The organism is Streptomyces sp. NPDC096339 (assembly GCF_044762985.1).
GTDB lineage: Bacteria > Actinomycetota > Actinomycetes > Streptomycetales > Streptomycetaceae > Streptomyces.
This window is the reverse complement of record NZ_JBIWFI010000061.1, coordinates 1-25,453: the sequence shown is the minus strand read 5'-3', so window position 1 is coordinate 25,453 and position 25,453 is coordinate 1. Positions and strand designations below refer to the sequence as shown.

Sequence of the window (25,453 nt, the reverse complement as noted above, 5' to 3'; positions counted from 1 at the left end):
CCCCGGCCCACACACCGCGGGGGGGGTTTTTTTTCCCTCCGGCGCGGGCTTTTGGGGGGCGGGGTCCGGGGCGGAGCCCCGGGGAACGGTGGAAGGGCGGGTAGGGGACCGGCTCCGCGCAGCGGCACCCCGGCGCCCCGGCGCCCCGAGGTCGCGCCTACGGGCCGTCGGGGTCGGGCGCGCGCCGGGGCACCTCCTCGGGCGTCGAACGTGCGGAGGCGGCGGACATGCGCGGCGTGGTTGTGTTCGACGCCCTGCGGGGGCGCCCCACCGCACACCCGACCCCGGCGGCGCGGGGGCACGGGTCGCGGGGGCGCCCCGCCGCGCACCCGGCCCCGGCGGTGCGGGGGGTGCCACACGGCTGCCAAGGCGGCAGGATCTCATCGGTTCGGGTCATCGGTGGCCCTGTGGGGCGGCCACGGGCGGCGGCCAGGATGGAGCCATGACGAACCCCGAGATCGCCCCGAACAGTGCCCTGCTGGTCATCGACGTGCAGAAGGGCTTCGACGACGCCGCCTTCTGGGGGCCCAGGAACAATCCGGCCGCCGAGGCGAACATCGCCGCCCTGATGGACGCCTGGCAGGCGACGGGACGCCCCGTGGTGATAGTCCGGCACGCCTCCGTACGCCCCGGATCCGTACTGGCCCCGGACCACGCCGGCTACGCGCTCAAGGACTTCGTCGAGGAACGGCGGTACGAGTCCCTCCTCGTCACCAAGACCGTGAACTCCGCCTTCTACGGGACCCCGGACCTCGGCGACTGGCTGGGGGGCCACGGCATCGGACAGCTGGTCGTGGCCGGCATCCAGACCAACATGTGCGTCGAGACCACCGCCCGCATGGCCGGGAACCTCGGCTACGAGGTCCTGGTCCCGCTGGACGCCACCCACACCTTCGACCTCGCGGGCCCCGACGGCGTGTCCCTGACCGCCGACCAGCTGGCGACGGCCACGGCGGTCAACCTCCAGGGCGGCGGCTTCGCCCGTGTCGTGACGACGGCCGACCTCCTCGCCTGACTCCGTACACGGCAGAGGCCCGGCACCCCCTGAAGGGGGTACCGGGCCTCGGGGCCGTCAGGCTCAGAGAACGTCGGCGGCGATGTTCGCCGCGACCTGCTCCAGCAGCGGACCCGCGTTCGGGATGGACTTCGCCGGGTCCGGCTCCAGCGCGGTCAGCGGGTACGCCTTGCGGATGCCGGCGCCCTCCAGGGCCTCCTGGCTCAGCAGCAGACGCCCGCAGACCGCCACCACCGGCTTGCCCGCGGCACGCGCCGCCGCCGCGACACCGGCCGGGGCCTTGCCGTGCAGGGTCTGCTCGTCCAGCGAACCCTCACCGGTGATGACCAGCGTGGCCCGCTCCAGCGCCGGGGCGAAGCCCAGCACCTCCAGCATCAGCTCGATGCCCGGACGGAAGCTCGCGCCCAGCAGCAGCGCGCCGTAGCCGATGCCGCCCGCGCCGCCCGCGCCCGGGGAGGCCGCGAGTTCGGTGGCCTTCGAGCCGATCGACTTCTCCAGGACCGACGCGTAGTGCGCCAGCGCCGAGTCCAGCGTCGCCACGTCCTGCGGCGTCGCGCCCTTCTGCGGGCCGTAGACCGCCGCGCAGCCCTTCGGGCCGGTCAGCGGGTTGTCCACGTCGCTGGCCAGCACGAAGTCGACCTCCGCGAAGCGCGGGTCGATCCCCGACAGGTCCGCCGAGGCCAGCTGCGCCAGCGCGCCGCCGCCCGGACCGACCGGTTCGCCGTTCGCGTCCAGGAACACCGCGCCCAGCGCCGCCAGCATGCCGGCGCCGCCGTCGGTGGTGGCGCTGCCGCCCACGCCGAAGACGATCGAGCGCGCGCCCGCGTCCAGCGCGGCCTTCAGCACCTCACCCGAGCCGTACGTGGTCGCCGTCAGCGGGGCGAAGGTGCCCGCCGGCAGCAGCTGGAGCCCGGAGGCCTCCGCCATCTCGACCACCGCAGTGCCCTCGCGCAGCGCGAAGGCGGCCGTGACCTGGTCGCCGAGGGGTCCGGTGACCCGGACCTCGCGGCGTTCGAAACCGGCCGCCACAGCGGCCGCGACCGTGCCGTCGCCGCCGTCCGCGACGGGGAGCGTCTCGATCTCCACGTCCGGTACGGCCTTGCGAAGGCCTGCCGTCACCCGCTCCGCGACCTGAACGGCCGTGAGCGAGCCCTTGAATTTGTCCGCGGCGATGAGCACGCGCGCGGCCTCAGTTACTGCTCCGTCCGTCACCTTGCTATTCCCTTGCTATCGAACAGTGCAGTCGCGCCCCCATGAGCTTATCCGGAGGATCCTCCTATGCCCATGAGTGGCCCGGGACACACACGGCGTGCCATGCCCCTAAATACGGATATACGCCTGCATAGTGTGGCCGCATGAGCGTGGAATCACTGGAACAGGCACGTCCGGATGGACCGGACGGGGGACCGGACGGCCCACCGGACGGCACCCCCGACCGGCAGGTCGTCACCATCGGGGTGATCGCCGTGCTGGCCGTCGTCGCCTGGGCTGCCCTCGCCAAGGGCTCCTTCGACAAGGCGTCGAGCACCGCGCTCGCCTGGGTTCTGGACAACTTCGCCTGGCTGTTCGTGATCGCCGCGGACGTCTTCCTGGTGATGTGCGTGGTCCTCGCCATCAGCCGTTTCGGGCGGATCCGCCTCGGCAGGGACGACTCCGAGCCCGAGTTCACCAACCTCGCGTGGATCGCGATGATGTTCAGCGCCGGCATGGGCATCGGCCTCATGTTCTACGGGGTGGGGGAGCCCCTCACCCACTACCTGGCCCCGCCTCCGGCCTCCGGCGCGGCCCCGGCCACCGGCGCCGCCGCCCTCTCGGCCATGGAGTACTCCTTCTTCCACTGGACGCTCACCCCGTGGGCGATCTACGGCATCGTCGGCCTGGCCCTCGCCTACGCGACCTTCCGCAAGGGCCGCGGCAACCGGCTCAGCTCGGCCTTCGTCCCGCTGATGGGCGAGGAACGGGCGAACGGGCGGACCGGCAAGGCCATCGACCTGCTCGCGGTCTTCGCCACCGTCTTCGGCACCGCGACCAGCCTCGGGCTCGGCGCGCTCCAGGTCTCCAAGGGCCTGAACATCACCACCGGCATCAAGGACTCGACCTCCGTCGAACTGATCATCATCGTCTCCCTCTCGGCGGCGTTCGTGCTCTCCGCCTTCTCCGGCCTGCACAAGGGGGTGAAGTGGCTGAGCACCATCAACATCGTGCTCGCCGCCACCCTCATGCTCTTCGTCTTCGTGCTCGGCCCCACCGTCTACGTCCTCGACGTGATCCCCGCGAGCGTCGGCGGCTACCTGGACGAGCTGCTGCCCATGGCCACCCGCACCGGGGCCTTCACCGACTCCGCGTGGCTCGGCGCGTGGACGATCTTCTACTGGGCCTGGTGGCTCTCCTGGGCCCCCTTCGTCGGCACCTTCATCGCCCGCATCTCGCGCGGCCGCACCATCCGCGAGTTCCTCGTCGGCGTCCTGCTCGTCCCCAGCGGGGCCACCGTCATCTGGTTCTGCGTGATGGGCGGCACCGCCATCCACCTCGACTCCACGGGCGCCGTCGGCTTCGCCGCCGTGATGAAGGACGGTACGGAGGCCTCGCTCTTCGCGATGCTGGACGCGCTCCCGCTCGGCACCCTCACCTCGTGGGTCGCCATGCTCCTGGTCATGACCTACTTCGTCACCAGCGCCGACTCGGCCTCCCTGGTGATGGGTTCGCTGACCAGCCGCGGCTCGCTGCACCCGCCCACCTGGCTGGTCGTCACCTGGGGCGTGCTGATGGCGGCGGTCGCCGCCGTGCTCCTCGTCGCGGGAGGCCTGAAGTCCCTGCAGACCGCCACCATCCTGGTGGCACTGCCCTTCGTCGTCGTCATGATGCTGCTGTGCTGGGCCCTGCTGAAGGAACTCCGCCAGGACCCCGGCGCCGGCCCCGCCCGCCACCACGCCCTGCACGGCATGCGGGACGCCGTCCGGGCCATGGTCGGCGACGCCATCACCGAACAGAACGCCACCCGCCACCCGAGGCTGCGCCGCGCCGCCGAGTCCAGGACGCGGGACGACGGAGGGACGGGCGGACGGGAACTCGACGACAGGCCCTAGGGTTGCGGCGTGACCACCACGGATGACTACGCCACGTACATCGAGAGCCTGCCCCGGGTGCTGGCCGGAGCGGCCGCCCTCTACCGGGACGCCCAGGGACGGGTGCTCCTCGTCGAACCCAACTACCGCGAGGGCTGGGCCCTGCCCGGCGGCACCATCGAGTCCGACCGGGGCGAGTCCCCGCGCACGGCCGCACGTCGCGAGAGCGCCGAGGAGATCGGCATCGACGTACCGCTCGGCAGGCTGCTCGCCGTCGACTGGTCACTGGGCCCGGACCGCCCGCCGCTCGTCGCGTACCTCTTCGACGGCGGAGTGCTGGACGAGGCGCAACTGGCCTCGATCGAGCTCCAGGAGGAAGAGCTGATCTCCTGGAAGCTGGTCGAGCCCGCCGAACTCGCCACGTACCTCATCGGATCCCTCGGACCGCGCACCCAAGAGGCCTGCCGGGTCCTGGAGTCGGGCGAGGGCACGGTGGAGCTGGAGAACGGCCGCCGCCCGTCCGCGTCATAACACGGCGTTTACCACAACCAGGACAGAATCAGCTGATGATCACGATGTACGCCTGGCCCAGCACCGCCGACGGGCCCGACGCCCTGCCCATGGTCCACTTCACGACCGACCGGCAGGAGGGCGGGGAGGTCACCCCCGACGGAACGCCGGTCTGGATGTTCGACACCGCGATACGCGACGGCGGCTGGGCCCTGTTCAGCGATTTCGACGGATGGTCCGTGCCGGCCGCCGGGTGGGAGGCCCTCTACCGCCGTGAGGACGACCTCTTCGCGGTCAGCGGCCCCGGCGCCTGCGAGGGCTGGTACCAGGGCAACCTCGGCGCCGACGCCGACTGGGTGGCGGCGGCCGCCGCGCGGCAGAGCGTGGTGCTGCTCGCCGCCCCCGTCCAGCACCCCTCCCTGTACGGCTACGCCGTGGAGGCCGGCGCCGCGTTCGCCCTGCTCGTGCCGCTGATGGTGGTCTGACGGACCGTCCGTCCCAGAATGTGGGTCATGAGCCAGAGTGACCCCGGGGCGGACCCCGACCGGATGGACCTGCTGCACCGCCGGCTGGACCGGATCGAGGAACTGCTCGCACCCGACACCCCGCAGGCGGAGGAGAGACCGGCCTGGCGCCGGCCGACCGACGGAGAGGAGCGCTGGGCGGTCACCGCGGCGATCCTGGTCGCGGTCGCCCTGCAACTGCTCCTGCCGGCCCGGCTGACCATCGACCCGCGCTGGCTCCTGCCGGCCCTGGAACTCGCCCTGCTGGCGGCACTGGCCGCGCTCCATCCGCACAAGCGGTTCGACCGCGTCTCGCGCCTGCTGCGCGTGCTCGGTCTGGCCCTGGTGGCCGCGGTCAGCCTGGCCAACGCCTGGTCGGCCGTGAAGCTCGTACGCGAACTGCTCCACGGCACGGGCCCCGGCGGGGCGCTCGGGCTGCTGGCCACGGCCGGAGCCGTGTGGGTGACCAACGTGATCGCCTTCGCGCTCTGGTACTGGGAACTGGACCGCGGCGGCCCGGCCGCCCGGGCCCAGGGCGTCAAGGACTTCCCCGACTTCCTCTTCCCGCAGATGACGCAGCGGCGGATCGCCCCGCCCGACTGGGAACCGTACTTCGGCGACTACCTGTACGTGGCCTTCACCAACGCCACCGCCTTCAGCCCGACCGACACCATGCCGCTGACGATGTGGTCGAAGTTCCTGATGATGACCCAGACGTCGGTGTCGATGGTCACGGTGCTGCTGGTGGTGGCGCGGGCGGTGAACATCCTGCAGTGAGCGGGCGGGCACCCGCTACGCGCTCCTCCCGGACTCGAAGTCCAGCAGCCGCACCTTGCGGTCGACGCCGCCGCCGTAGCCGGTCATGCCGCCCGAGGCGCCGATCACCCGGTGGCACGGCACGATGATCCCGACCGGGTTCTTGCCGTTCGCCAGGCCCACCGCGCGCGAGGCACCGGGCTTGCCCAGCCTGGCCGCGAGCTCCCCGTACGACCACGTCTCGCCGTAGGGGATCCGTACGAGCTGGTCCCACACGCTGCGCTGGAACTCCGTGCCCTCCAGCCGCAGCGGGAGGTCGAAGGACGTGCGCTCCCCGGCGAAGTACGCGGTGAGCTGCCGCACCACTTCGGGGAAGGGCTCCTCGGTGGAGGCGACCCGCTCCCCGAAGGACTCCTCGGCCGGGCGGTGGCGCTGCCCGGTCATGTAGAGGCCGCTGAGGACGCCCTCCGTGGCGACCAGGGTGAGCGGTCCGTAGGGGCTGTCGACGACGGTGTGCTGCTTGGCGGTCATGACGGGTGCTCCTCAGACGGGCAGGTGGTTGATGGGGTGGGCGTCGGTGGCCCACAGGTACTGGACGGCGTACGCCCGCCAGGGCCGCCAGCCGGCCGCCCTGGCGGTCAGCGCGGCCGGGGTGGACGGCAGCCCGAGCCCCTGCGCGGCACGCCGCACGCCCAGATCGGACGGCAGGAACGCGTCGGGGTCGCCGAGGGCGCGCATCGCGACGACCTCGGTGGTCCACGGACCGAAGCCGGGCAGCGCGTTCAACTGCACGCGGGCCGCCTCCCAGTCGCTGTCGATGCCGAGCGGAAGCGACCCGTCGGCGAGTGCCGAGACCAGGGTGGTGAGGGTGGTGCGGCGGCTGCGCGGCAGGGCCAGGGACTCCGGGTCCAGCTCGGCGAGCGCCTGCGGGGAGGGGAACAGGTGGGTCAGTCCGCCCAGCGGGTCCTCGACCCGCTCCCCGTGCGCGGTGACCAGCCGGGCGGCGTGCGTGCGCGCGGCCGCCGTGGACACCTGCTGGCCGAGGACCGCCCGTACGGCGAACTCCGCCGCGTCGACGGTACGGGGCACACGCCTTCCGGGCGCCTTGTCCACGAGCGGGGCCAGCAGCGGGTCGGTGCGCAGCTGCTCGTCGACCGCCTCGGGATCGGCGTCCAGGTCGAGCATCCAGCGGCAGCGGCTGATGGCGATGGTCAGGTCGCGCAGGTCGGTGAGGGCCAGGCGGCAGCCGATGTGGTCGGGCGCCGGGGTGAGGGCGACGACCCCGGTCCCGTACGGCAGCCGCAGCGTGCGCCGGTACGCCCCGTCCCGCCACTCCTCGACACCGGGGACGGCGGTGGCCGCGAGGTGCCCGAAGAGGTTGTCGGGGTTCAGGGGGGCCCGGTAGGGGAGCCGCAGGCTGATGGTGCCGGGGATCCGGGGCCGGTTGCGGTTGGCCTTCTCGGAGCGCAGCCGCAGCTCGCTGGGGGAGAGGGCGAAGACCTCGCGGACGGTGTCGTTGAAGGTGCGGATCGAGGAGAAGCCGGCGGCGAAGGCGACGTCGCCCATCGGGAGCTCGGAGGTCTCGATGAGCAGCCGGGCGGTCTGGGCGCGCTGGGCCCGGGCGAGGGCGAGCGGGCCGGCGCCGAGTTCGGCGCGCAGCTGCCGCTCCACCTGGCGGGTGGAGTACCCCAGGCGGGTGGCCAGCCCGGGGACCCCTTCGCGGTCCACCACCCCGTCCTGGATCAGCCGCATCGCACGGGCGACGGTGTCGGCGCGGGCGTTCCACTCGGGCGAACCGGGGCTGGTGTCGGGCCGGCACCGCTTGCAGGCCCGGAACCCGGCCTGCTGGCAGGCTGCGGCGCTGGGCAGGAAGGTCATGTTCTCGACCTTGGGCGGCACGGCGGGGCAGCTGGGCCGGCAGTAGATCCGGGTGGTCAGGACGGCCGTGAAGAACCAGCCGTCGAATCGGGCGTCCTTCGACTGCACGGCCCTTACGCAGCGCTCGGTGTCGGTGTGCATGTCCTCAAGCATCCGGGCTCGATGCACCGCCGGCTGGCGGTTTTCCGACATCAAGGCTACCGAGGGTGCCGCCGGTCCGGCCGTTCGCGGGCGCGCCGCCGCGGGCGCTCCGCCGCACCCGGGGATCCGCCCCGGACCCCGCGCCTCGAACGACGGCGAGGCCGGATCCGCCCCTGCGGCGCCGCTGCGGGGGCTCCGCCCCCGAGCCCCCGCTCCTCAAACGCCGGAGGGGCTGGGTTGCCGCTGCGCGGCAACCCAGCCCCTCCGGGCGCACGGCCTGAGCCGAAACCAGCCCCTCCGGCGTTTGAGGAGCGGGGTCCGGGGCGGAGCCCCGGGTGCCGCGCAGCGGCACCTCCGGCCCCGCCCCGCGATCGAGGCGCGGGGGACCGGGGGCAGGGTCGCCGCGCCCCGCTGCCCGGGGATGCGCGAAGGCCCCGGGGGCCAATGGCACCCCGGGGCCTTCGTACTACACCTGCCGAGCTCAGCGCACGGACGCGGCCCGCGCCTCCCGCCGGTTGTGGCGGAACGTGTTCGCGCGACGGGTCGTCGCGAACAGCGGAATCGTGGCCGCCAGAGCGATCTGCAGCGCGCAGCCCGTCTGGAGCAGCAGCTGACCGCCCGGCGCGTCGAACGCCCAGGCGGCGAGGAGCCCCATGGCACCGACGATCCAGCTCAGCATCGCCACCGCGAGGACACCCCGCGGCTTGGGGTACTCGACCCGGCTCACCATCAGCCAGGCCACCCCGACGATCGCCAGCAGCGTCGGGACGAACGGCAGCTCCAGCAGCACGATCGAGACGACCGTCAGCGCGCCGAAGGGGCTCGGCATGCCCTGGAACATGCCGTCCTTCATCGTCACGCAGCTGAATCTCGCCAGTCGCAGGACCACCGCCAGCAGCACGACGATCGCCGCGAGCGCCGACATCTTCTGGTGCGCGTCGTCGGCGACCATGCCGTAGACCAGCACGAAGTACGCCGGCGCGAGGCCGAAGCTGATCAGGTCGGACAGGTTGTCCAGCTCGGCGCCCATCGGCGAGCTGCGCAGCTTGCGGGCGACGATGCCGTCGAAGAGGTCGAAGACCGCCGCGAGGAGCATCAGTATCACCGCGGTCGCCGCGCTGTGCCGGGCCATGCCCGACTCGCCGCTGCCGGTGAGGTGCGGGATGAGGATTCCGGTGGTGGTGAAGTACACCGCCATGAATCCGCAGGTCGCGTTGCCGAGGGTGAGGGTGTCCGCTATCGACAGCCGCAGCGAGAGCGGCATGTCGTCCTCGGTGGACTCCTCCTCGGCGGCGGACTCCGGAACCCAGCCTGCGGCCGGAGTCTCAGGGTCAGTCACGGTCAATTCGGGTCACCCCCGCGGTGGTGGTCTGACCGACCTCGACCGCGACCTCGACACCCTCGGGAAGGTAGATGTCGACGCGGGAGCCGAAGCGGATCAGACCGATGCGTTCGCCCTGCTCCACCTTGGTACCGGCCGGCAGGTACGGGACGATGCGTCGCGCGACGGCGCCGGCGATCTGCACCATCTCGATGTCACCGAGTTCGGTGTCGAAGTGCCAGACGACGCGCTCGTTGTTCTCGCTCTCCTTGTTGAACGCCGGAACGAATCCGCCGGGGATGTGCTCCACGGACGTCACCGTGCCCGCGAGGGGCGCGCGGTTGACGTGGACGTTCAGCGGGCTCATGAAGATCGCGACGCGGGTCCGTCCGTCCTTCCACGGCATGATGCTCTGCACCACACCGTCGGCGGGGGAGATGACCCGGCCCTGCGCGATCTCACGCTCGGGGTCGCGGAAGAACCACAGCATGCCCGCGGCGAGCGCGGTGGCGGGCACGGCCGCCGCGGCCCAGCGTCCGGACTTGCGGGCCCGGGAGAGGCTGAGTGCCGCGGTGGCGACGGTCGGCAGAAGCCACGGCGATGCTCCGCGCGCGAGGCGTACGCCAAGGAGGCTGTCGCGAGGTGCAGAGGTTTGGCTGTGGGGCATGGATGACCTTCGTAGCGGGTGATTGCCGCGCCGCAAACAGGGGGACGGGACGGCGGCTTTACTGGAATGCTATCGGTTGCGCGCAACAACTGGGCAAGCCAGAAGCCGAGTCGATGGCCGTCGGCCAGCCACTGGAAGTGGTCCTTATGCGGCGAATCGCAGGACGATTCGCCGCAAAAGGTACTTTCAGCCCTGGAGGCGGTACTCCTCGAGCAGGCGTCGCCCGATGATCATTTTCTGGATCTCGGCAGTACCTTCACCGATCAGCAGCATCGGAGCCTCCCGGTAGAGACGCTCGATCTCGTACTCCTTCGAGAACCCGTAGCCGCCATGGATACGGAAGGCGTCCTCCACCACCTCCTTGCAGTACTCGGAGGCGAGGTACTTCGCCATCCCCGCTTCGAGGTCGTTTCGTTCCCCGGAGTCCTTTTTGCGTGCTGCATTCACCATCATCGCATGGGCGGCTTCGACCTTGGTAGCCATCTCGGCCAGCTTGAACTGGATCGCCTGGTGTTCGGCGATGGCCTTGCCGAAAGTGTGACGTTGCTGGGCATAAGAGACACCCAGCTCGAACGCACGCTGAGCGACGCCGCAGCCACGCGCCGCCACGTTGACGCGGCCGACCTCGACCCCGTCCATCATTTGGTAAAACCCTCGGCCGGTCTGGCCGCCGAGGACCCGATTGGCCGGAATGCGCAGTCCGTCCATGATGAGTTCGGTCGTGTCGACGCCCTTGTAACCCATCTTGTCGATCTTGCCCGGGATGGTCAGGCCCGGACGGACCTCACCGAAGCCCGGCTCCTTCTCGACGAGGAAGGTCGTCATCGACTTGTGCGGGGCCGTGCCCTCGGGGTGTCCTTCGTCACTTCGCACGAGGACCGCCACCAGCGTGGAGCTGCCGCCGTTCGTCAGCCACATCTTCTGGCCGTTCAGGACGTACTCGTCGCCGTCCTTCACCGCCTTCGAGGTGATGGCCGACACATCGGAGCCGAGCGCCGGCTCGGACATCGAGAACGCGCCGCGCACCTCGCCCAGCGCCATGCGCGGGAGGAAGTGGTCCTTCTGCTCCTGCGTGCCGTGCTGCTTGAGCATGTACGCCACGATGAAGTGCGTGTTGATGATGCCCGAGACGGACATCCAGCCACGCGCTATCTCCTCCACGCACAGCGCGTAGGTGAGGAGCGACTCACCGAGGCCGCCGTACTCCTCGGGGATCATCAGGCCGAAGAGGCCGAGCTCCTTGAGCCCGTCGACGATGTCCTGCGGGTACTCGTCGCGGTGCTCCAGCTCGGTCGCGACCGGGATGATCTCCTTGTCGACGAACTCGCGGACGGTCTTGAGGATCTCCCGCTGGACGTCGGTCAGCCCGGCGGTCTGGGCGAGTCGGGCCATGGCTACTTCCCCTGTTCCTTCAGCTGGGGGCGGCCGGGCTGCTCGCCGCCGCGCTCCTTGATGTACGTCTCGGTCGGGACCATCACCTTGCGCCGGAAGACGCAGACGAGGGTGCCGTCCTGCTTGTAGCCCTTGGTCTCGACGTAGACGATGCCGCGGTCGTTCTTCGACTTCGACGGGGTCTTGTCGAGGACCGTGGTCTCGCCGTAGATCGTGTCGCCGTGGAAGGTCGGCGCCACGTGCCGCAGGGACTCGATCTCCAGGTTGGCGATGGCCTTCCCGGAGACGTCCGGCACGGACATGCCGAGCAGCAGCGAGTAGATGTAGTTGCCCACGACGACGTTCTTGCCGAAGTCGGTCGTGTTCTCCGCGTAATTGCTGTCCATGTGGAGCGGGTGGTGGTTCATGGTCAGCAGGCAGAAGAGGTGGTCGTCGTACTCGGTGACCGTCTTCCCGGGCCAGTGCCGGTAGACGTCGCCGATGGTGAACTCTTCGTAGGTGCGGCCGAACTGCATGGTGACCCTTCCGGGGTGCTTGCCCAGGCCGTGCGGGGCCTGGGGCTGGGGACGGGTGCGCCCGACACTGCGGGCCCGCCTCAGGCGGTGGGGATCTCGAACTTCGACGTGCGCTGCATGCCGGCGGCGCGGCCCTTGCCCGCGATGACCAGGGCCATCTTGCGGCTGGCCTCGTCGATCATCTCGTCGCCGAGCATCGCGGAGCCCTTCTTGCCGCCGGCCTCCGAGGTGCACCAGTCGTACGCGTCGAGGATCAGCTCGGCGTGGTCGTAGTCCTCCTGGGAGGGGGAGAAGACCTCGTTGGCCGCGTCGACCTGGCCCGGGTGCAGCACCCACTTGCCGTCGAAGCCCAGGGCGGCGGCACGGCCGGCCACCTCGCGGTAGGCGTCCACGTCGCGGATCTGGAGGAAGGGGCCGTCGATCGCCTGGAGGTTGTGCGTGCGGGCCGCCATCAGGATCCGCATCAGGATGTAGTGGTAGGCGTCCGCACCGTAGCCGGGCGGCTGCATGCCCACGACCAGGGACTTCATGTTGATCGAGGCCATGAAGTCGGCCGGGCCGAAGATGATGGTCTCCAGGCGCGGCGAGGCGGCGGCGATCTCGTCGACGTTCACCAGGCCCTTGGCGTTCTCGATCTGCGCCTCGATGCCGATCTTGCCGACCTCGAAGCCCATGGTCTTCTCGATCTGGGTCAGGAGCAGGTCCAGGGCCACGACCTGCTGGGCGTCCTGCACCTTCGGCAGCATGATGCAGTCGAGGTTCTGGCCCGCGCCCTCGACGACCGTGATGACGTCGCGGTACGTCCAGTGGGTGGTCCAGTCGTTGACGCGCACGACCCGGGTCTTGCCCGTCCAGTCGCCGTTGTTCAGCGCGTCCACGATGGTGTGGCGGGCGCCTTCCTTGGCGAGCGGCGCGCAGGCGTCCTCCAGGTCGAGGAAGACCTGGTCGGCCGGCAGGCCCTGGGCCTTCTCAAGGAACCGCGGGTTCGAGCCGGGCACCGCGAGGCAGGAGCGACGCGGGCGAAGGCGGTTCACCGGGTGGACTGGCGTGGTCATGCGGGGACCTCCGTGCTTGCAACGATTTCGAGAGGGTGGAGCTTGTTGGCCTTGCGGATCTCGTCGACGATACGGCCGATGATCTCCGTGATGCCGAAGTCCTTCGGCGTGAAGACCGCGGCGACTCCCGCCGCCTTGAGCGCCACGGCGTCGGCGTTCGGAATGATGCCTCCGACGATGACGGGGATGTCACCCGCCCCCGCCAGGCGGAGGCGGTCGAGGACATCGGGGACGAGCGCGCTGTGCGAGCCGGACAGGATGGACAGTCCCACGCAGTGCACGTCCTCGGCCAGTGCCGCCGAGGAGATCTCCTCGGGTGTCAGCCGGATGCCCTGGTAGACCACCTCGAAGCCCGCGTCGCGCGCCCGGACGGCGATCTGCTCGGCACCGTTGGAGTGCCCGTCCAGGCCCGGCTTGCCGACCAGCAGGCGCAGCCGGCCCGAGCCGAGCTCGTCGGCCGTACGGGCCACCTTCTCGCGGACCTCGTGCATCGGCGTACCGGGCTCGGCGGTGACGGCCACCGGTGCCGAGGAGACCCCGGTCGGGGCGCGGAACTCGCCGAACACCTCGCGCAGCGCCGTCGCCCACTCGCCGGTGGTGACACCGGCGCGGGCGCACTCCAGGGTGGCCTCCATCAGGTTCTCGGTGCCGGCCGCGGCCTCCTTGAGGCGCTCCAGCGCCTGACGGGTGGTGGGGAAGACGAACGGGTCGCCGTTCCCCTGCCGGTCCGAGGACTCCTCGCGCTCGGCGCGCCAGCGGCCGATGCGCTCGACCGTCAGCGCCTCCACCGCGGCGTCCACCGTCATGATGGCGCCGTCGAGGTCGGCGGTGAGCGGGTTCTCCTCGGTCTGCTCGAAGCAGTTGACGCCGACGATCTTGTCCTCGCCGGCCTCGATCCGGGCGCGGCGCTCGGCGTGCGAGGAGACGAGCTGGGACTTCAGGTACCCGGACTCGACGGCGGCCATCGCGCCGCCCATCTCCTGGATCCGGTCGATCTCGGCCAGGCAGTCGGCGACCAGGGAGTCGACTTTGGCCTCGATGACGTGGGACCCGGCGAAGATGTCCTCGTACTCCAGCAGGTCGCTCTCGTGTGCGAGGACCTGCTGGATGCGCAGCGACCACTGCTGGTCCCAGGGCCGGGGCAGGCCCAGCGCCTCGTTCCAGGCGGGCAGCTGGACGGCGCGGGCGCGGGCGTCCTTGGAGAGGGTGACCGCGAGCATCTCCAGCACGATGCGCTGGACGTTGTTCTCCGGCTGCGCCTCGGTCAGACCCAGGGAGTTGACCTGGACGCCGTAACGGAAGCGGCGCTGCTTCGCGTTCTCGATGCCGTAGCGCTCCCTGGTGACCTGGTCCCAGATGCGGCCGAAGGCGCGCATCTTGCACATCTCCTCGATGAAGCGGACGCCCGCGTTCACGAAGAAGGAGATGCGTGCGACGACCTCGCCGAAGCGCTCCTCGGGCACCTGGCCCGAGTCGCGCACCGAGTCGAGGACGGCGATGGCGGTGGACATCGCGTACGAGATCTCCTGGACCGGCGTGGCCCCGGCCTCCTGCAGGTGGTAGCTGCAGATGTTGATCGGGTTCCACTTCGGGATGTGGTTGACCGTGTACGCGATCATGTCCGTCGTCAGGCGGAGCGAGGGCCCGGGCGGGAAGACGTGCGTCCCGCGCGAGAGGTACTCCTTGACGATGTCGTTCTGCGTGGTGCCCTGGAGCTGCGAGATGTCCGCACCCTGCTCCTCGGCGGCCACCTGGTAGAGCGCCAGCAGCCACATGGCGGTGGCGTTGATCGTCATCGAGGTGTTCATCTGCTCCAGGGGTATGTCCTGGAACAGCCGCCGCATGTCGCCCAGATGGGAGACCGGGACCCCGACCCGGCCGACCTCGCCGCGGGCGAGGACGTGGTCGGGGTCGTAGCCGGTCTGCGTCGGGAGGTCGAACGCGACCGACAGGCCGGTCTGGCCCTTGGCGAGGTTGCGGCGGTACAGCTCGTTGGACGCCTCGGCCGTGGAGTGGCCGGCGTACGTCCGCATGAGCCACGGACGGTCCTTCTGGCGCTCTGTCATCTCAGGCGATCCTTATGGCCTTTGAGTGGACTCAGACGTTGCGGAAGCGGTTGATCGCGTCGAGGTGCTGTGCGCGCATCTCGTGGTCGCGGACGCCGAGGCCCTCCTCGGGGGCGAGCGCGAGGACGCCGACCTTGCCCTGGTGGAGGTTGCGGTGGACGTCGTAGGCGGCCTGGCCGGTCTCCTCCAGGGAGTAGACCTTCGACAGGGTGGGGTGGATCTTGCCCTTGGCGATCAGGCGGTTGGCCTCCCACGCCTCGCGGTAGTTGGCGAAGTGCGAGCCGACGATCCGCTTCAGCGACATCCACAGGTAGCGGTTGTCGTACTGGTGCATGTAGCCCGAGGTCGAGGCGCAGGTGGTGATGGTGCCGCCCTTGCGGGTGACGTAGACCGAGGCGCCGAAGGTCTCGCGGCCCGGGTGCTCGAAGACGATGTCGATGTCCTCGCCGCCGGTCAGCTCGCGGATCTTCGAGCCGAAGCGCTTCCACTCGCGCGGGTCCTGGGTGTTCTCGTCCTTCCAGAACTTGTAGCCCTCGGCGTTGCGGTCGATGACCGCGGTGGCGCCCATGGACCGGCAGATGTCGGCCTTCTCCGGGGAGGAGACGACGCAGATCGGGTTGGCGCCGCCGGCCAGCGCGAACTGGGTGGCGTAGGAGCCGAGGCCGCCGCTGGCGCCCCAGATCAGGACGTTGTCGCCCTGCTTCATGCCGGCGCCGTTGTTGGAGACGAGCTGGCGGTAGGCGGTGGAGTTGACCAGGCCGGGGGAGGCGGCCTCCTCCCAGCTGAGGTGGTCCGGCTTCGGCATCAGCTGGTTCGACTTGACCAGCGCGATCTCCGCCAGGCCGCCGAAGTTGGTCTCGAAGCCCCAGATGCGCTGCTCGGGGTCGAGCATCGTGTCGTTGTGGCCGTCGGAGGACTCCAGCTCGACCGAGAGGCAGTGCGCGACGACCTCGTCGCCCGGGTTCCAGGCGTTGACGCCGGGGCCGGTGCGCAGGACGACGCCCGCGAGGTCGGAGCCGATGATGTGGTAGGGGAGGTCGTGGCGCTTGGTGAGCTCCGACAGGCGCCCGTAGCGCTCCAGGAAGCTGAAGGTGGACACCGGCTCGAAGATCGAGGTCCACACCGAGTTGTAGTTGACCGAGGAGGCCATGACGGCCACCAGGGCCTCGCCCGGGCCGAGCTCCGGCACCGGGACCTGGTCCAGGTGGAGGGACTTGCGCGGGTCCTTCTCGCGTGTCGTCAGCCCCGAGAACATCTCGACCTCGTCCTTGTGCACGGTGATCGCGCGGTACGAGTCGGGCAGCGGCAGGGCTGCGAAGTCTGCGGCGGTGGCGGACTGCGACTGAATCGCGTCCAGGATGTCCTTCACGGTAGAGCCTCCGGCTAGCGCTGATGAGGGTGCGCTGAGGTGAGCGGGGGGTGCGTAAAGCGTGTGGTGTGCCGTCGGTCCGGCTGGTGCGGTGGTGCGGCGCCGCCTCTGGTGGGGCGTGCGGTGGCCTGGTGACGCAGGCATCCGGGGCGCGGTTCGTGCCGAGTGGGCGTGGACCGCGGGGACGTCCGGACGAGATTCAACGTATGGCACCCCGTGTCACTCAGCAAGGCACCGCGTGCCAAAACTTTCTCTCATTTGCCGATTGACCTGCACCGATGAGCGATGATCGATCAGAGTTACCCGTGAGTAGGGGCAAGTCGGACAAAGCAAAAGGCCGCCCCCGGAACCGGGGGCGGCCTGTGTGACGAGGGTCGCGCGAGTTGCTTCGCGGACTACTTGTTGCGCAGGGCCTCTTCGATGGTCCGCATGACCTCGTCGAGCGGGGCGTCGGTGCGGGCCACCGCCACCAGGACCTCGCCCTGGGTGCGCACCTCCGCCGGGGCGGGCGGCGCGGTGGCCAGGGTGCGGCCGGCGCCGATGCCCGTGCCGAAGGTCTTGCGCACGATCGAGAAGGCGTGGTCCAGCTGCGCTTCCACGTCGCCCTGCCCGCCCGCGCGCAGCCAACGCCGCAGCACGTGGTTGTGGGCGGTCACCACCGCCGACGCGGCCACCTCGGCCAGCAGCGGATCGTCGTTGCCGTCGTGGTGGTCGGTCTCGTCGAAGTGGGCCAGCAGATAGCGGGTGAACAGCCGCTCGTACCGGGCCACCGAGGCGATCTCCCGCTCCCGCAGCGCCGGCACCTCGCGGGTCAGCCGGTAGCGCTCCACCGACACCGCGGGCGAGGCGGCGTACATCTTCATGACCTCCTTGATCCCGCGGCACACCGTGTCGAGCGGGTGCTCGTGCGCCGGGGCCACGTCGAGGACGGCCTCGGCGCGGGTCAGGGTGTCGTCGTGATCGGGGAAGATCGCCTCTTCCTTGGAGCGGAAGTGGCGGAAGAAGGTCCGGCGGGCCACCCCGGCGGTCGCGGCGATCTCGTCGACCGTCGTGGCCTCGTACCCCTTGGTCGCGAACAGCTCCATGGCCGCCGCGGCGAGCTCGCGGCGCATTTTGAGCCGCTGAGCGGCCGCCTTGGTGCCGGCCGCGCTCTCCGGCGCGTCGGATGCCGTGGCGGCACGGGGTGAGGTCTTGGCGGGCTGGGACATAGAGCGAAAGTACTTCATTCGCGCGGGTGAGCGCGCCTGAGGGGGGTGGGACGGGGATGGATGCGGGGGAGAGCCCGCACTGGGCTCGGGAGGGTATGTCCGCCGTGAGGGTCCGGCGGACCCGAGCAGCCCTCCCCACGCATCCTGCTCTTGGCCCGGCCGGGGGTTACCGGCGGGCGTACTCACGGAATCCGCGGCCGGTCTTCCGGCCCAGGCAGCCCGCCGCCACCAGGTGCTCCAGCAGCGGGGACGGGGCCAGGCCGGGGTCGCGGAACTCCTTGTGGAGGACCTTCTCGATGGCCAGCGACACGTCGAGGCCGACCACGTCGAGGAGCTCGAAGGGCCCCATCGGGTAGCCGCCGCCCAGCTTCATCGCCGCGTCGATCTGGTCGAGGCTCGCGTAGTGCTGCTCGACCATCTTGATCGCGTTGTTGAGGTACGGGAACAGCAGCGCGTTCACGATGAAACCGGCCCGGTCCCCGCAGTCCACCGGGTGCTTGCGCACCTTCGTGCAGACCTCGCGGACCGTGGCGTGCACGTCGTCCGCGGTCAGGACCGTCCGGACCACCTCGACCAGCTTCATGGCCGGCGCCGGGTTGAAGAAGTGCATGCCGATCACGTCCTGCGGGCGCGAGGTCACGCGGGCGACCGCGATCACCGGCAGCGAGGAGGTGGTGGTGGCCAGCACCGCACCCGGCTTGCAGACCTTGTCCAGGGCCGCGAACAGCTCCTGCTTGACCGCCAGGTCCTCGGCGACGGCCTCCACGGCCAGGTCCACCTCGGCGAAGGCGTCCAGCGAACCGGCCGGGGTGATCAGGGCCAGGGTCTGCGCGGCGCCCTCCTCCGTCAGCCGCCCCTTGGCCACCGCACGGCCCAGGGACTTGCCGATGGCGGCCTTCGCCGCGTCCGCCTTCTCCTGGCTGCGGGCGGCCAGCACGACCTGGAAGCCGGCCTGCGCGAAGACCTGCGCGATCCCGCTCGCCATCGTGCCCGAGCCGGCCACGCCGACCGAGGTGACCGGACGGCCCTCGCCGAGACGGGCCCCGTCCTGCGGGGTCTGCGCGTCCGGGACCACCACGGAGCTGCCCGGGGCCTCGTACGTGTAGAAGCCGCGCCCGGCCTTCTGCCCGGTCAGGCCCGCCTCGGCGAGCTGCCCCAGGATCGGGGCCGGGGCGTGCAGCCGGTCGCCGGAGGAGGCGTACATGGCGTCCAGGACCGTACGGGCGGTGTCCACGCCGATCAGGTCGAGCAGCGCGAGCGGGCCCATGGGAAGGCCGCAGCCGAGCCGCATCGCCGCGTCGATGTCCTCGCGGGAGGCGTACTTCGCCTCGTACATGGCGGCGGCCTGGTTGAGGTAGCCGAAGAGCAGGCCGTCCGCGACGAAACCGGGCCGGTCGCCGACCGACACGGGCTCCTTGCCGAGCTCGCGGGCCAGCTCGGTGACCGCCTCGACGGCCGGCGGGGCGGTCAGCACGCAGGAGACGACCTCGACCAGCTTCATGGCCGGCGCCGGGTTGAAGAAGTGCATGCCCAGCACGCGCTCGGGCCGCTGCGACTCGGCGGCCATGCGGGTCACCGACAGGGCGTTGGTGCCGGTGGCCAGGATCGTGTCGGGCCGGACGACCGCGTCGAGCTCGCGGAACACCTGCTGCTTGAGCTCGTAGTTCTCCGGGACCACCTCGATGACGAGATCGGCGTCGGCGGCGGCGCCCAGCTCGGAGTAGGTGCGGAAGCGGGCGAGCACGTCCGACCGCTCCTGCTCGGTGAGCCGCTCCTTGGTGACGGAGCGCGCGGTGGACGCGGCGAGGGAGTCCACGGCCCGGCGGGCGGCGGTCTCGCTGATGTCGATGCCGATGACCTCGCGGCCGGCGCGGACGAGGACCTCGGCGATGCCGGTGCCCATCGTGCCGAGGCCGACGACGGCGATGGTCTGGAGGGCGGGCTGACTGGACGGACGGTCCATCGAGGGACTCCAGTGGAAGAGGGTGACGACTGAGGGAGCGCGCGGTGCACAGTGCGCGCGGATGCCGTGTCCCTGCGGGTGCGGGCAGGGCGGGGCGGTGTGGTGCGGTGAGGGCCGGGAGGTCCCGGTGAGGGTCTCGGAAGGATCCCGGTGGTGTTCGGGGCGTCCCGGTGAGGTCCGGGGGAATCCCGGCGCGGCACGCGCGGGAGGTCCCGGACAGGAGCGGCGCGGACCCTGTCCCGGGGTCACGCCGTGAAGTCGTGCAGAACCGACTGGCACGGGGCGGCTGCGTCACCAGGCCGCCTTCGTGCGTATGCAAGGACAGTAACCCGGCGGTAACTGCTGCGCCAGAGCGCGGAGATGTGACCTGTACCGCCCAAATGTACCGATCATCGATCATCGATCAGGCGGGCCTCGGAGGAGGTCTCCGGGAACCCGGCGTGGCGGCCGCCGCGGGCCCCTAGGGTGGCCGCGTGAACGACGTACTGGAGCGCCTGCGGGCGGAGTCCGGGCAGTCGCCCGAGTACGAGGCGCTGCGCACGGCCGGCGCCGACGACCTGGCGGCCGCCCTGACTTCGGCCGGGCTGCCCCTCTGGGCCCGCGAACTGGCCGCGTACCGCCTGGGCCTCGCCGGGGACCGCCGCGCCTTCGAGTCCCTCGTCCTGCTGCTGAACCACCGCGACCCGCCCCGCTGCGCCGCCGCGGCCGAAGCACTGGCCGTGCTCGGCGACCCGCGCACCGCCCGCGCGGCCGCCGCCCTCGCCACCAACACCCTGCGCACGGCCTACGCCCTCCAGCCCGTACGACTGCTCACCGCCCTGCGGGCCCCGGAGTCGGCGCCCGCGCTGAGGGCGACCCTGGGCCGGCTGCTGTCCCCGAACGACCCGTACTGGCGGGTGGCCCTCGCCTGTGTGGAGGGCCTCGGGGCCCTGGCCGACCCCGACGCACGCGAACTCCTCACCCGCGCCCAGTCCCACCCCCGTCTCGCCCTGGCGGCGACGAAGGCGCTGCGCGAGCTCGGCTGACATGATCACCGCATGAGCGAGCACGGTGGCAGCCACCTCACCCGCATACCGGCCCCGGAGGGCGTCAGTCCCGGAACGGGTTACAGCCACGTCGTCTGGGGCACCGGACGGTTCGTCGCCGTCTCCGGCCAGTGCGCCTTCGACGAGAAGGGCGAGATCGTCGGCGAAGGCGACCCGGCCGCTCAGGCCCGACAGGTCTTCGAGAACCTGCGCCGCTGCCTGGCCGCCGCGGGGGCCGGCTTCGACGACGTGGTGAAGCTGACCTACTTCGTCACGGACATCGCCCACCTCCCGGCCGTCCGGGAGGCGCGCGACGCCGTCATCGCCGCCGACCGGCTGCCGGCCTCCTCCGCAGTCCAGGTCGCCGCCCTGTTCCGGCCCGAACTGCTCCTGGAGATCGAGGCGTTCGCGGTACTGCCGGACTGAACCACCCGGCCGGCGCGTGCCCTGCGCGCCCTGCACGCCCGGCGCGCAGGGCACGACGGCGACCGGACCGGCTAGCCCCGGTAGCCGAGCAGGCCGTGGAGGGCCGCGCCGCCGGCGGACGCGGGCACGGCGCGGGTCGCCGCGGCCGGCGTCGGGGCGGGCTGGGCCGGGCAGGTGGCGTCCGCGGCCGCGCCCGTCCTCAGGTACGCCGACACCTTCTCGTCCAGGCACTTGTTGCCGGCCAGCGAGATGCCGTGGTTGCCGCCGCCCTCCTCGACCACCAGCGCCGAGCCCTTCAGCTTGTCCCGCATGCTCAGCACCCCGCCGAACGGGGTCGCGGCGTCATCCGTCGCCTGGAGGAGGAGGGCCGGCGGGAGCTCCGAGTTCGTCACGTCGGGGGCCTCGAGGGGCGCCTCGGGCCAGAAGGCGCACGGGGCGTTGTACCAGGCGTTGTTCCACGTCATGAACGGCGCCTTGGCGTGGGTCCGCCACATGTCCGACCGCCACACGTTCCAGTCCTTCGGCCACGCCGAGTCCCGGCACTGCACCGCCGTGTACACGCTGTACGCGTTGCCCGCGGAGGGCTCCACCGCGCCGAACCTCTCGTACGCCGCCACCAGCGGCTTCGGGTCCTTGTCGACCGCGTACGCCTTGAAGGCCGCGGCGAGGTGCGGCCAGTAGCCGTTGTAGTAGCCGCCCGGCATGAAGGTGTCCTCCAGCTCGGACGGGCCCACCTTGCCGCCGGCCGGGGCCTTCCGCAGCGCGTCCCGCATCTCGTACCAGCGCCGCTCGACCACGGCCCGGTCGGTGCCGAGCCGGTAGGTGGCGTCGTACTTGGCGACCCAGGCCAGGAAGGCCTTGTGGCGGGCGTCGAAGGCCTGGTCCTGGGCGAGGTTGTCCTCGTACCAGACCCCGCCCGGGTCGACGACGGAGTCCAGGACGAGCCGGTGCACGCGGGTCGGGTGGAGCTTGGCGTACACCGCGCCCAGGTAGGTGCCGTAGGAGTAGCCGAAGTAGCTGATCCGCTCGGCGCCCAGCGCCCCGCGCAGCACCTCGATGTCGCGGGCCGCCGCGACGGTGCCGATGTATGGGAGGACGTCCGCGTGCTTGGTCCCGCAGGACTGGGCGAAGGAGCGGACCCGGTCCAGGTTGGCCTGCTCGGTGGCCGCGTCGCGCGGCACCGAGTCCGGGCGCACCGCGGCGAAGTGGCCGGCCCCGCAGTCGAGCGAGGGTTCGCTCTTGCCGACGCCCCGGGGGTCGAAGCCGATCACGTCGTACTGGGCGGCCACTTCCCCGGGCAGGGCGGAGGCGATGAACCCGGCCAGGCCCCGGCCGCTGCCGCCGGGGCCGCCGGGGTTGACCAGCAGGGGCCCCTGGGAGGTGGCGGCGGTGTGCGGGACGCGGGTCAGGGCGAGGGAGATCTGGCGCCCCCCGGGACGGTCGTGGTCGAGCGGGACCTTGAGGGAGGCGCACTGCAGCGTCGGGTAGCGCGAGGTCGCGCAGCCGGTCCAGTTCAGGGCGGCGGCCTGCGCGGGCGCCCCGGCGGTGGGCGCGGCGGACGCGGCGGGCGCGGCCGAGAGCGGGCTCGCGAGGGCGGCGGCGACCACTGCCGTGGAGATCGACACGAGGACGGCGGCGCGCTTCTTCAAGGGGTGCAGCATGGGGCCTCCCAGCCAGGGGTTCTGGGCGGAATCGTCCCGGAAGCCGCGCCTGGAAGGCGGGATTGGAGTGGTTATTGGCCCGATGTGATGAGGCTTCGGGGGCCGTACGAGTTCACAGGAGCGTCAGCTGGGTCGCCCCGGCGGGCGCGGGCCCGGTGGGCCGCTCGGGCACGAGGACGGGGCGGGCCGCACCGCGCCGGGCGGGCCCGATGCCGAATTCGGCCGCGAGTTCGTGGACTTGGCGGGTGATCTGCCGCTGGTACCAGGTCGGCGCGTACGACCCGCCCGCGTACATCCGCTCGTAGCGGGGGACCAGGTGCGGATGGTGCGCCCCGAGCCAGGACATGAACCACTCGCGCGCCCCGGGCCGCAGATGGAGTACCAGGGGTGTCACGGAGGTGGCGCCGGACTCGGCGACGGCCCCGACCGTCTCGCGCAGCTGCTCCGGCGAGTCCCCCAGGAAGGGGATCACCGGGGCCATCAGCACCCCGCACTCGATCCCGGCGTCGGTCAGGGTCCGCACCGCGTTCAGCCGGCCGGCGGGGGAGGGGGTGCCGGGCTCGACGGTCCGCCACAGGGCGGTGTCGGTGAAGCCGACGGAGACGGAGATCCCGACCTCGGTGACCTCGGCGGCCTCCTGGAGGAGGGGGAGGTCGCGCAGGATCAGCGTCCCCTTGGTCAGGATCGAGAACGGGTTGGCGTGGTCGCGCAGCGCCTCGATGATCCCCGGCATCAGCCGGTAGCGGCCCTCGGCGCGCTGGTAGCAGTCCACGTTGGTGCCCATGGCGATGTGCGCGCCGGTCCAGCGGCGGGAGCCGAGTTCGCGGCGCAGGAGCTCGGGGGCGTTGGTTTTGACGACGATCTGGGAGTCGAACCCGATGCCGGTGTCGAGGTCGAGGTAGCTGTGCGTCTTGCGGGCGAAGCAGTACACGCACGCGTGGCTACAGCCCCTGTACGGATTGACGGTCCACTCGAACGGCATCCGCGAGGCGCCGGGCACCCGGTTGACGATCGAACGGGCCCGCACCTCGTGGAAGGTGATCCCCCGGAACTCGGGGGTGTCGAAGGTGCGGGTGACGACGGCATCGGCCCCGAAGAGCGCGGTCGGCCCCTTCGGGCCCTCGGTCAGGTTGTCCCAGCGCATGGTGCGCCTCCCTCGGTACTGGCTGCGCGCCGAGAATAGAACAAACGTTCCCATGATCGTGCGGGCCGGGATATCCGCTGGTCAGCGTGGTGCGGGGGGTGGCAGTCTGCTCGTCATGGCGGGATACGCACTTACGGTGTGCCTTCCGGGCGAGGCCCGGGAGGGGCTGGAGGACGCGCTCGCGGAGGCGATGGAGCCCATCCGGATGGAGGGGTCGCGTCCCTACTCCGACGACCTGTGGATCTGGGACGACCGGCGGATCCAGGGCGGCGCCAACGGGCGCGGCTACCGCATCCGGCCGGGCCGCGAGACGGATCCCCGGATCGTCCACGACCAACCGTTCCCGGACGGCACCCGGGAGCCGAGCCGGCCCGGCTGGTGCGCGGGCGGGCCGCGCGGGCTGCTCGTCGTGGGCGAGGCCCGCGAGCGCGCCGTACGGCTCGCCGGCATCGCCTGGGACGGTTGGCAGGAGGTGGTGGGCGAACACCCGCCCGGCCGTCCGTGGGCGGACTTCTGCCCGGAAGAACGGCTGCCCGGGACCGATTACGGCGCCTACCGCGACGCGTGCGTACCCCTATACGCCGAGTACCTCGCGCAGACGCCCGTAGAGGCCTTCACACGATGGGCGGACGGGCTGCGCCTCGACCCCGACCTGGAGTAGTTCCGCTCGCATTTCCTCGGTACCGGCGACCCCCGCCGGTGGATCGGCGAGCGCACCCGCGAGGAGTACGTCAGGACCGAGGCACGACGCGCCGACCGGCCGGGGAACGTCCTCACCCCGGACGGCTGGTGGTGGGAGGAGGGAGACCGGCCCCTGCACGGCGCCTGCGACGACCCCGACACCTGCCCGCACACCCCGCCGACGACGGACGAGTACGGCGGCCCCGGCTATCTGGCCGGCCTGCCGGACGACACGCTCCTCGTCCGCGTCCGCTGTCACGTCTGACCCGGATTTGGGCCCCCGCGCCGGAGGTGGTTGGCTTCGCGGTGACGAGCGATCACAACTGCTGGAGGAACAGCTATGGCGCAGGTCGAGGCCACCACGGAGCGGATCATCGCGGCAGACGCGGAGACCGTGTTCGACGCGCTGGCGGACTACACCGGGACCCGCGGGAAGCTGCTGCCCGAGCACTTCAGCGAGTACGAGGTGCGCGAGGGCGGCGACGGCGAGGGCACGCTGGTGCACTGGAAGCTCCAGGCCACCAGCAAGCGCGTAAGGGACTGCCTGCTGGAGGTCACCGAGCCCACCGACGGGCAGCTGGTGGAGAAGGACCGCAACTCCTCCATGGTCACCACCTGGGTGGTCACCCCGGCCGGTGAGGGCAAGTCCAAGGCCGTGGTCTCCACCGTGTGGAACGGCGCCGGCGGCATCGGCGGCTTCTTCGAGCGCACCTTCGCGCCCAAGGGTCTCGGGCGGATCTACGACACGGTGCTGGCGAATCTGGCGGCCGAAGTCGAGGCCTGAGCCGGCCCGGCGCCGGTAGCCCTTCCTCGGGGCTCACCGGATCGGGTGGATTCCGCGGGTCCCGCGCCGTCGGGGTCGGGTGTGCGGTGGGGTGCCCCCGCAGGGCGTCGAACGCGGGTGCTCGGCGGTGCGGCCGATGTGACACCCCCGTGCCGTCGGGGTCGGGTGTGCGGTGGGGTGCCCCCGCAGGGCGTCGAACGCAACCGGGTTGTGCATGTCCGCTGCCTCTGCAGGTTCGACGCCCGAGGAGGTGCCCCGGCGCGCGCCCGGCCCCGACGGCCCCTCGCGTGCGGGCCGCCCCGGGGGTG

General features: G+C 71.4%; 23 protein-coding genes. 9 read left to right on the top strand and 14 right to left on the bottom strand.

The genetic code is table 11. The features are described from left to right. The first annotated feature begins 442 nt into the window (after nt 1-442). Complete coding sequence (locus tag ACIQ5Y_RS38955) at nt 443-1,015, top strand: cysteine hydrolase family protein (RefSeq protein ID WP_403892000.1); 573 nt, start codon at nt 443-445, stop codon at nt 1,013-1,015. Between the two features lie 63 nt (nt 1,016-1,078). On the opposite strand, the gene ACIQ5Y_RS38950 is transcribed toward ACIQ5Y_RS38955, so the two are convergent. After that, nucleotides 1,079-2,227, bottom strand: coding sequence for a glycerate kinase (locus ACIQ5Y_RS38950; RefSeq protein ID WP_403891997.1), 1,149 nt, complete (start codon nt 2,225-2,227; stop codon nt 1,079-1,081). 143 nt (nt 2,228-2,370) lie between these two features. Between ACIQ5Y_RS38950 and ACIQ5Y_RS38945 the strand changes: the two genes are divergently transcribed. The 4 genes from ACIQ5Y_RS38945 to ACIQ5Y_RS38930 are packed head-to-tail and all read left to right on the top strand — an operon-like array spanning nt 2,371 to nt 5,870. Then, nucleotides 2,371-4,101, top strand: a complete 1,731-nt coding sequence (locus tag ACIQ5Y_RS38945) for a BCCT family transporter (protein ID WP_403891994.1) — start codon at nt 2,371-2,373, stop codon at nt 4,099-4,101. A 9-nt stretch (nt 4,102-4,110) separates the two neighbouring features. Then, entirely contained in the window at nt 4,111-4,611 is a 501-nt protein-coding gene (locus ACIQ5Y_RS38940; RefSeq protein WP_403891991.1) for an NUDIX domain-containing protein, read from the top strand. Nucleotides 4,612-4,646: 35 nt separating this feature from the next. Next, nucleotides 4,647-5,075: a hypothetical protein gene (locus tag ACIQ5Y_RS38935; RefSeq protein WP_403891988.1), complete on the top strand. Its 429-nt coding sequence runs from the start codon at nt 4,647-4,649 to the stop codon at nt 5,073-5,075. 27 nt (nt 5,076-5,102) lie between these two features. After that, complete coding sequence (locus tag ACIQ5Y_RS38930; protein ID WP_403891985.1) at nt 5,103-5,870, top strand: hypothetical protein; 768 nt, start codon at nt 5,103-5,105, stop codon at nt 5,868-5,870. Between the two features lie 15 nt (nt 5,871-5,885). On the opposite strand, the gene ACIQ5Y_RS38925 is transcribed toward ACIQ5Y_RS38930, so the two are convergent. The 11 genes from ACIQ5Y_RS38925 to ACIQ5Y_RS38875 form a co-directional block, all read right to left on the bottom strand. Then, the gene (locus ACIQ5Y_RS38925) at nt 5,886-6,380 is read right to left on the bottom strand and encodes a methylated-DNA--[protein]-cysteine S-methyltransferase (protein ID WP_403891982.1); all 495 of its coding nucleotides are present in this window, start codon (nt 6,378-6,380) and stop codon (nt 5,886-5,888) included. A 12-nt stretch (nt 6,381-6,392) separates the two neighbouring features. Beyond that, the gene (locus ACIQ5Y_RS38920) at nt 6,393-7,868 is read right to left on the bottom strand and encodes an AlkA N-terminal domain-containing protein (protein WP_403891979.1); all 1,476 of its coding nucleotides are present in this window, start codon (nt 7,866-7,868) and stop codon (nt 6,393-6,395) included. 481 nt (nt 7,869-8,349) lie between these two features. Beyond that, complete coding sequence (pssA, locus tag ACIQ5Y_RS38915; protein WP_403892003.1) at nt 8,350-9,132, bottom strand: CDP-diacylglycerol--serine O-phosphatidyltransferase; 783 nt, start codon at nt 9,130-9,132, stop codon at nt 8,350-8,352. Between the two features lie 67 nt (nt 9,133-9,199). Beyond that, on the bottom strand, nt 9,200-9,856 hold the full coding sequence (locus ACIQ5Y_RS38910; RefSeq protein WP_403891977.1) for a phosphatidylserine decarboxylase: 657 nt from the start codon (nt 9,854-9,856) through the stop codon (nt 9,200-9,202). Between the two features lie 186 nt (nt 9,857-10,042). Beyond that, nucleotides 10,043-11,248 (bottom strand): acyl-CoA dehydrogenase family protein, encoded by a 1,206-nt coding sequence (locus ACIQ5Y_RS38905; protein WP_376657407.1) that lies wholly within the window; start codon nt 11,246-11,248, stop codon nt 10,043-10,045. A 2-nt stretch (nt 11,249-11,250) separates the two neighbouring features. After that, complete coding sequence (locus ACIQ5Y_RS38900) at nt 11,251-11,763, bottom strand: MaoC family dehydratase (protein WP_403891973.1); 513 nt, start codon at nt 11,761-11,763, stop codon at nt 11,251-11,253. 80 nt (nt 11,764-11,843) lie between these two features. After that, the gene (locus ACIQ5Y_RS38895) at nt 11,844-12,818 is read right to left on the bottom strand and encodes an HpcH/HpaI aldolase/citrate lyase family protein (protein ID WP_403891970.1); all 975 of its coding nucleotides are present in this window, start codon (nt 12,816-12,818) and stop codon (nt 11,844-11,846) included. Continuing rightward, nucleotides 12,815-14,884, bottom strand: coding sequence for a protein meaA (locus ACIQ5Y_RS38890; protein ID WP_403891967.1), 2,070 nt, complete (start codon nt 14,882-14,884; stop codon nt 12,815-12,817). Before ACIQ5Y_RS38890 ends, ACIQ5Y_RS38895 begins: the two co-directional genes overlap by 4 nt. Nucleotides 14,885-14,915: 31 nt before the next feature. Next, complete coding sequence (gene ccrA / locus ACIQ5Y_RS38885; RefSeq protein ID WP_403891964.1) at nt 14,916-16,253, bottom strand: crotonyl-CoA carboxylase/reductase; 1,338 nt, start codon at nt 16,251-16,253, stop codon at nt 14,916-14,918. A 395-nt stretch (nt 16,254-16,648) separates the two neighbouring features. Next, nucleotides 16,649-17,461, bottom strand: a complete 813-nt coding sequence (locus ACIQ5Y_RS38880) for a TetR family transcriptional regulator (protein WP_403891961.1) — start codon at nt 17,459-17,461, stop codon at nt 16,649-16,651. Between the two features lie 166 nt (nt 17,462-17,627). Further along, a complete protein-coding gene (locus ACIQ5Y_RS38875; protein ID WP_403891958.1) occupies nt 17,628-19,424 on the bottom strand; it encodes a 3-hydroxyacyl-CoA dehydrogenase family protein in 1,797 nt (598 codons plus the stop codon). A gap of 473 nt (nt 19,425-19,897) precedes the next feature. Here ACIQ5Y_RS38875 and ACIQ5Y_RS38870 point away from each other — a divergent pair, with 473 nt between their 5' ends. After that, a complete protein-coding gene (locus tag ACIQ5Y_RS38870) occupies nt 19,898-20,449 on the top strand; it encodes an adenylosuccinate lyase (protein WP_403891955.1) in 552 nt (183 codons plus the stop codon). Between the two features lie 12 nt (nt 20,450-20,461). Next, entirely contained in the window at nt 20,462-20,875 is a 414-nt protein-coding gene (locus ACIQ5Y_RS38865) for a RidA family protein (protein WP_403891952.1), read from the top strand. A gap of 71 nt (nt 20,876-20,946) precedes the next feature. On the opposite strand, the gene ACIQ5Y_RS38860 is transcribed toward ACIQ5Y_RS38865, so the two are convergent. Both ACIQ5Y_RS38860 and ACIQ5Y_RS38855 read right to left on the bottom strand, forming a co-directional pair. Further along, nucleotides 20,947-22,536, bottom strand: coding sequence for an alpha/beta hydrolase (locus ACIQ5Y_RS38860; RefSeq protein WP_403891949.1), 1,590 nt, complete (start codon nt 22,534-22,536; stop codon nt 20,947-20,949). Between the two features lie 112 nt (nt 22,537-22,648). After that, nucleotides 22,649-23,680: an Rv2578c family radical SAM protein gene (locus ACIQ5Y_RS38855; protein ID WP_403891946.1), complete on the bottom strand. Its 1,032-nt coding sequence runs from the start codon at nt 23,678-23,680 to the stop codon at nt 22,649-22,651. 115 nt (nt 23,681-23,795) lie between these two features. Between ACIQ5Y_RS38855 and ACIQ5Y_RS38850 the strand changes: the two genes are divergently transcribed. Together ACIQ5Y_RS38850 and ACIQ5Y_RS38845 are read left to right on the top strand one after the other, a co-directional pair. Beyond that, the gene (locus tag ACIQ5Y_RS38850; RefSeq protein WP_403891943.1) at nt 23,796-24,341 is read left to right on the top strand and encodes a hypothetical protein; all 546 of its coding nucleotides are present in this window, start codon (nt 23,796-23,798) and stop codon (nt 24,339-24,341) included. Between the two features lie 360 nt (nt 24,342-24,701). Further along, the gene (locus tag ACIQ5Y_RS38845) at nt 24,702-25,145 is read left to right on the top strand and encodes an SRPBCC family protein (protein ID WP_385129015.1); all 444 of its coding nucleotides are present in this window, start codon (nt 24,702-24,704) and stop codon (nt 25,143-25,145) included. The last annotated feature ends 308 nt before the right edge of the window (nt 25,146-25,453 follow it).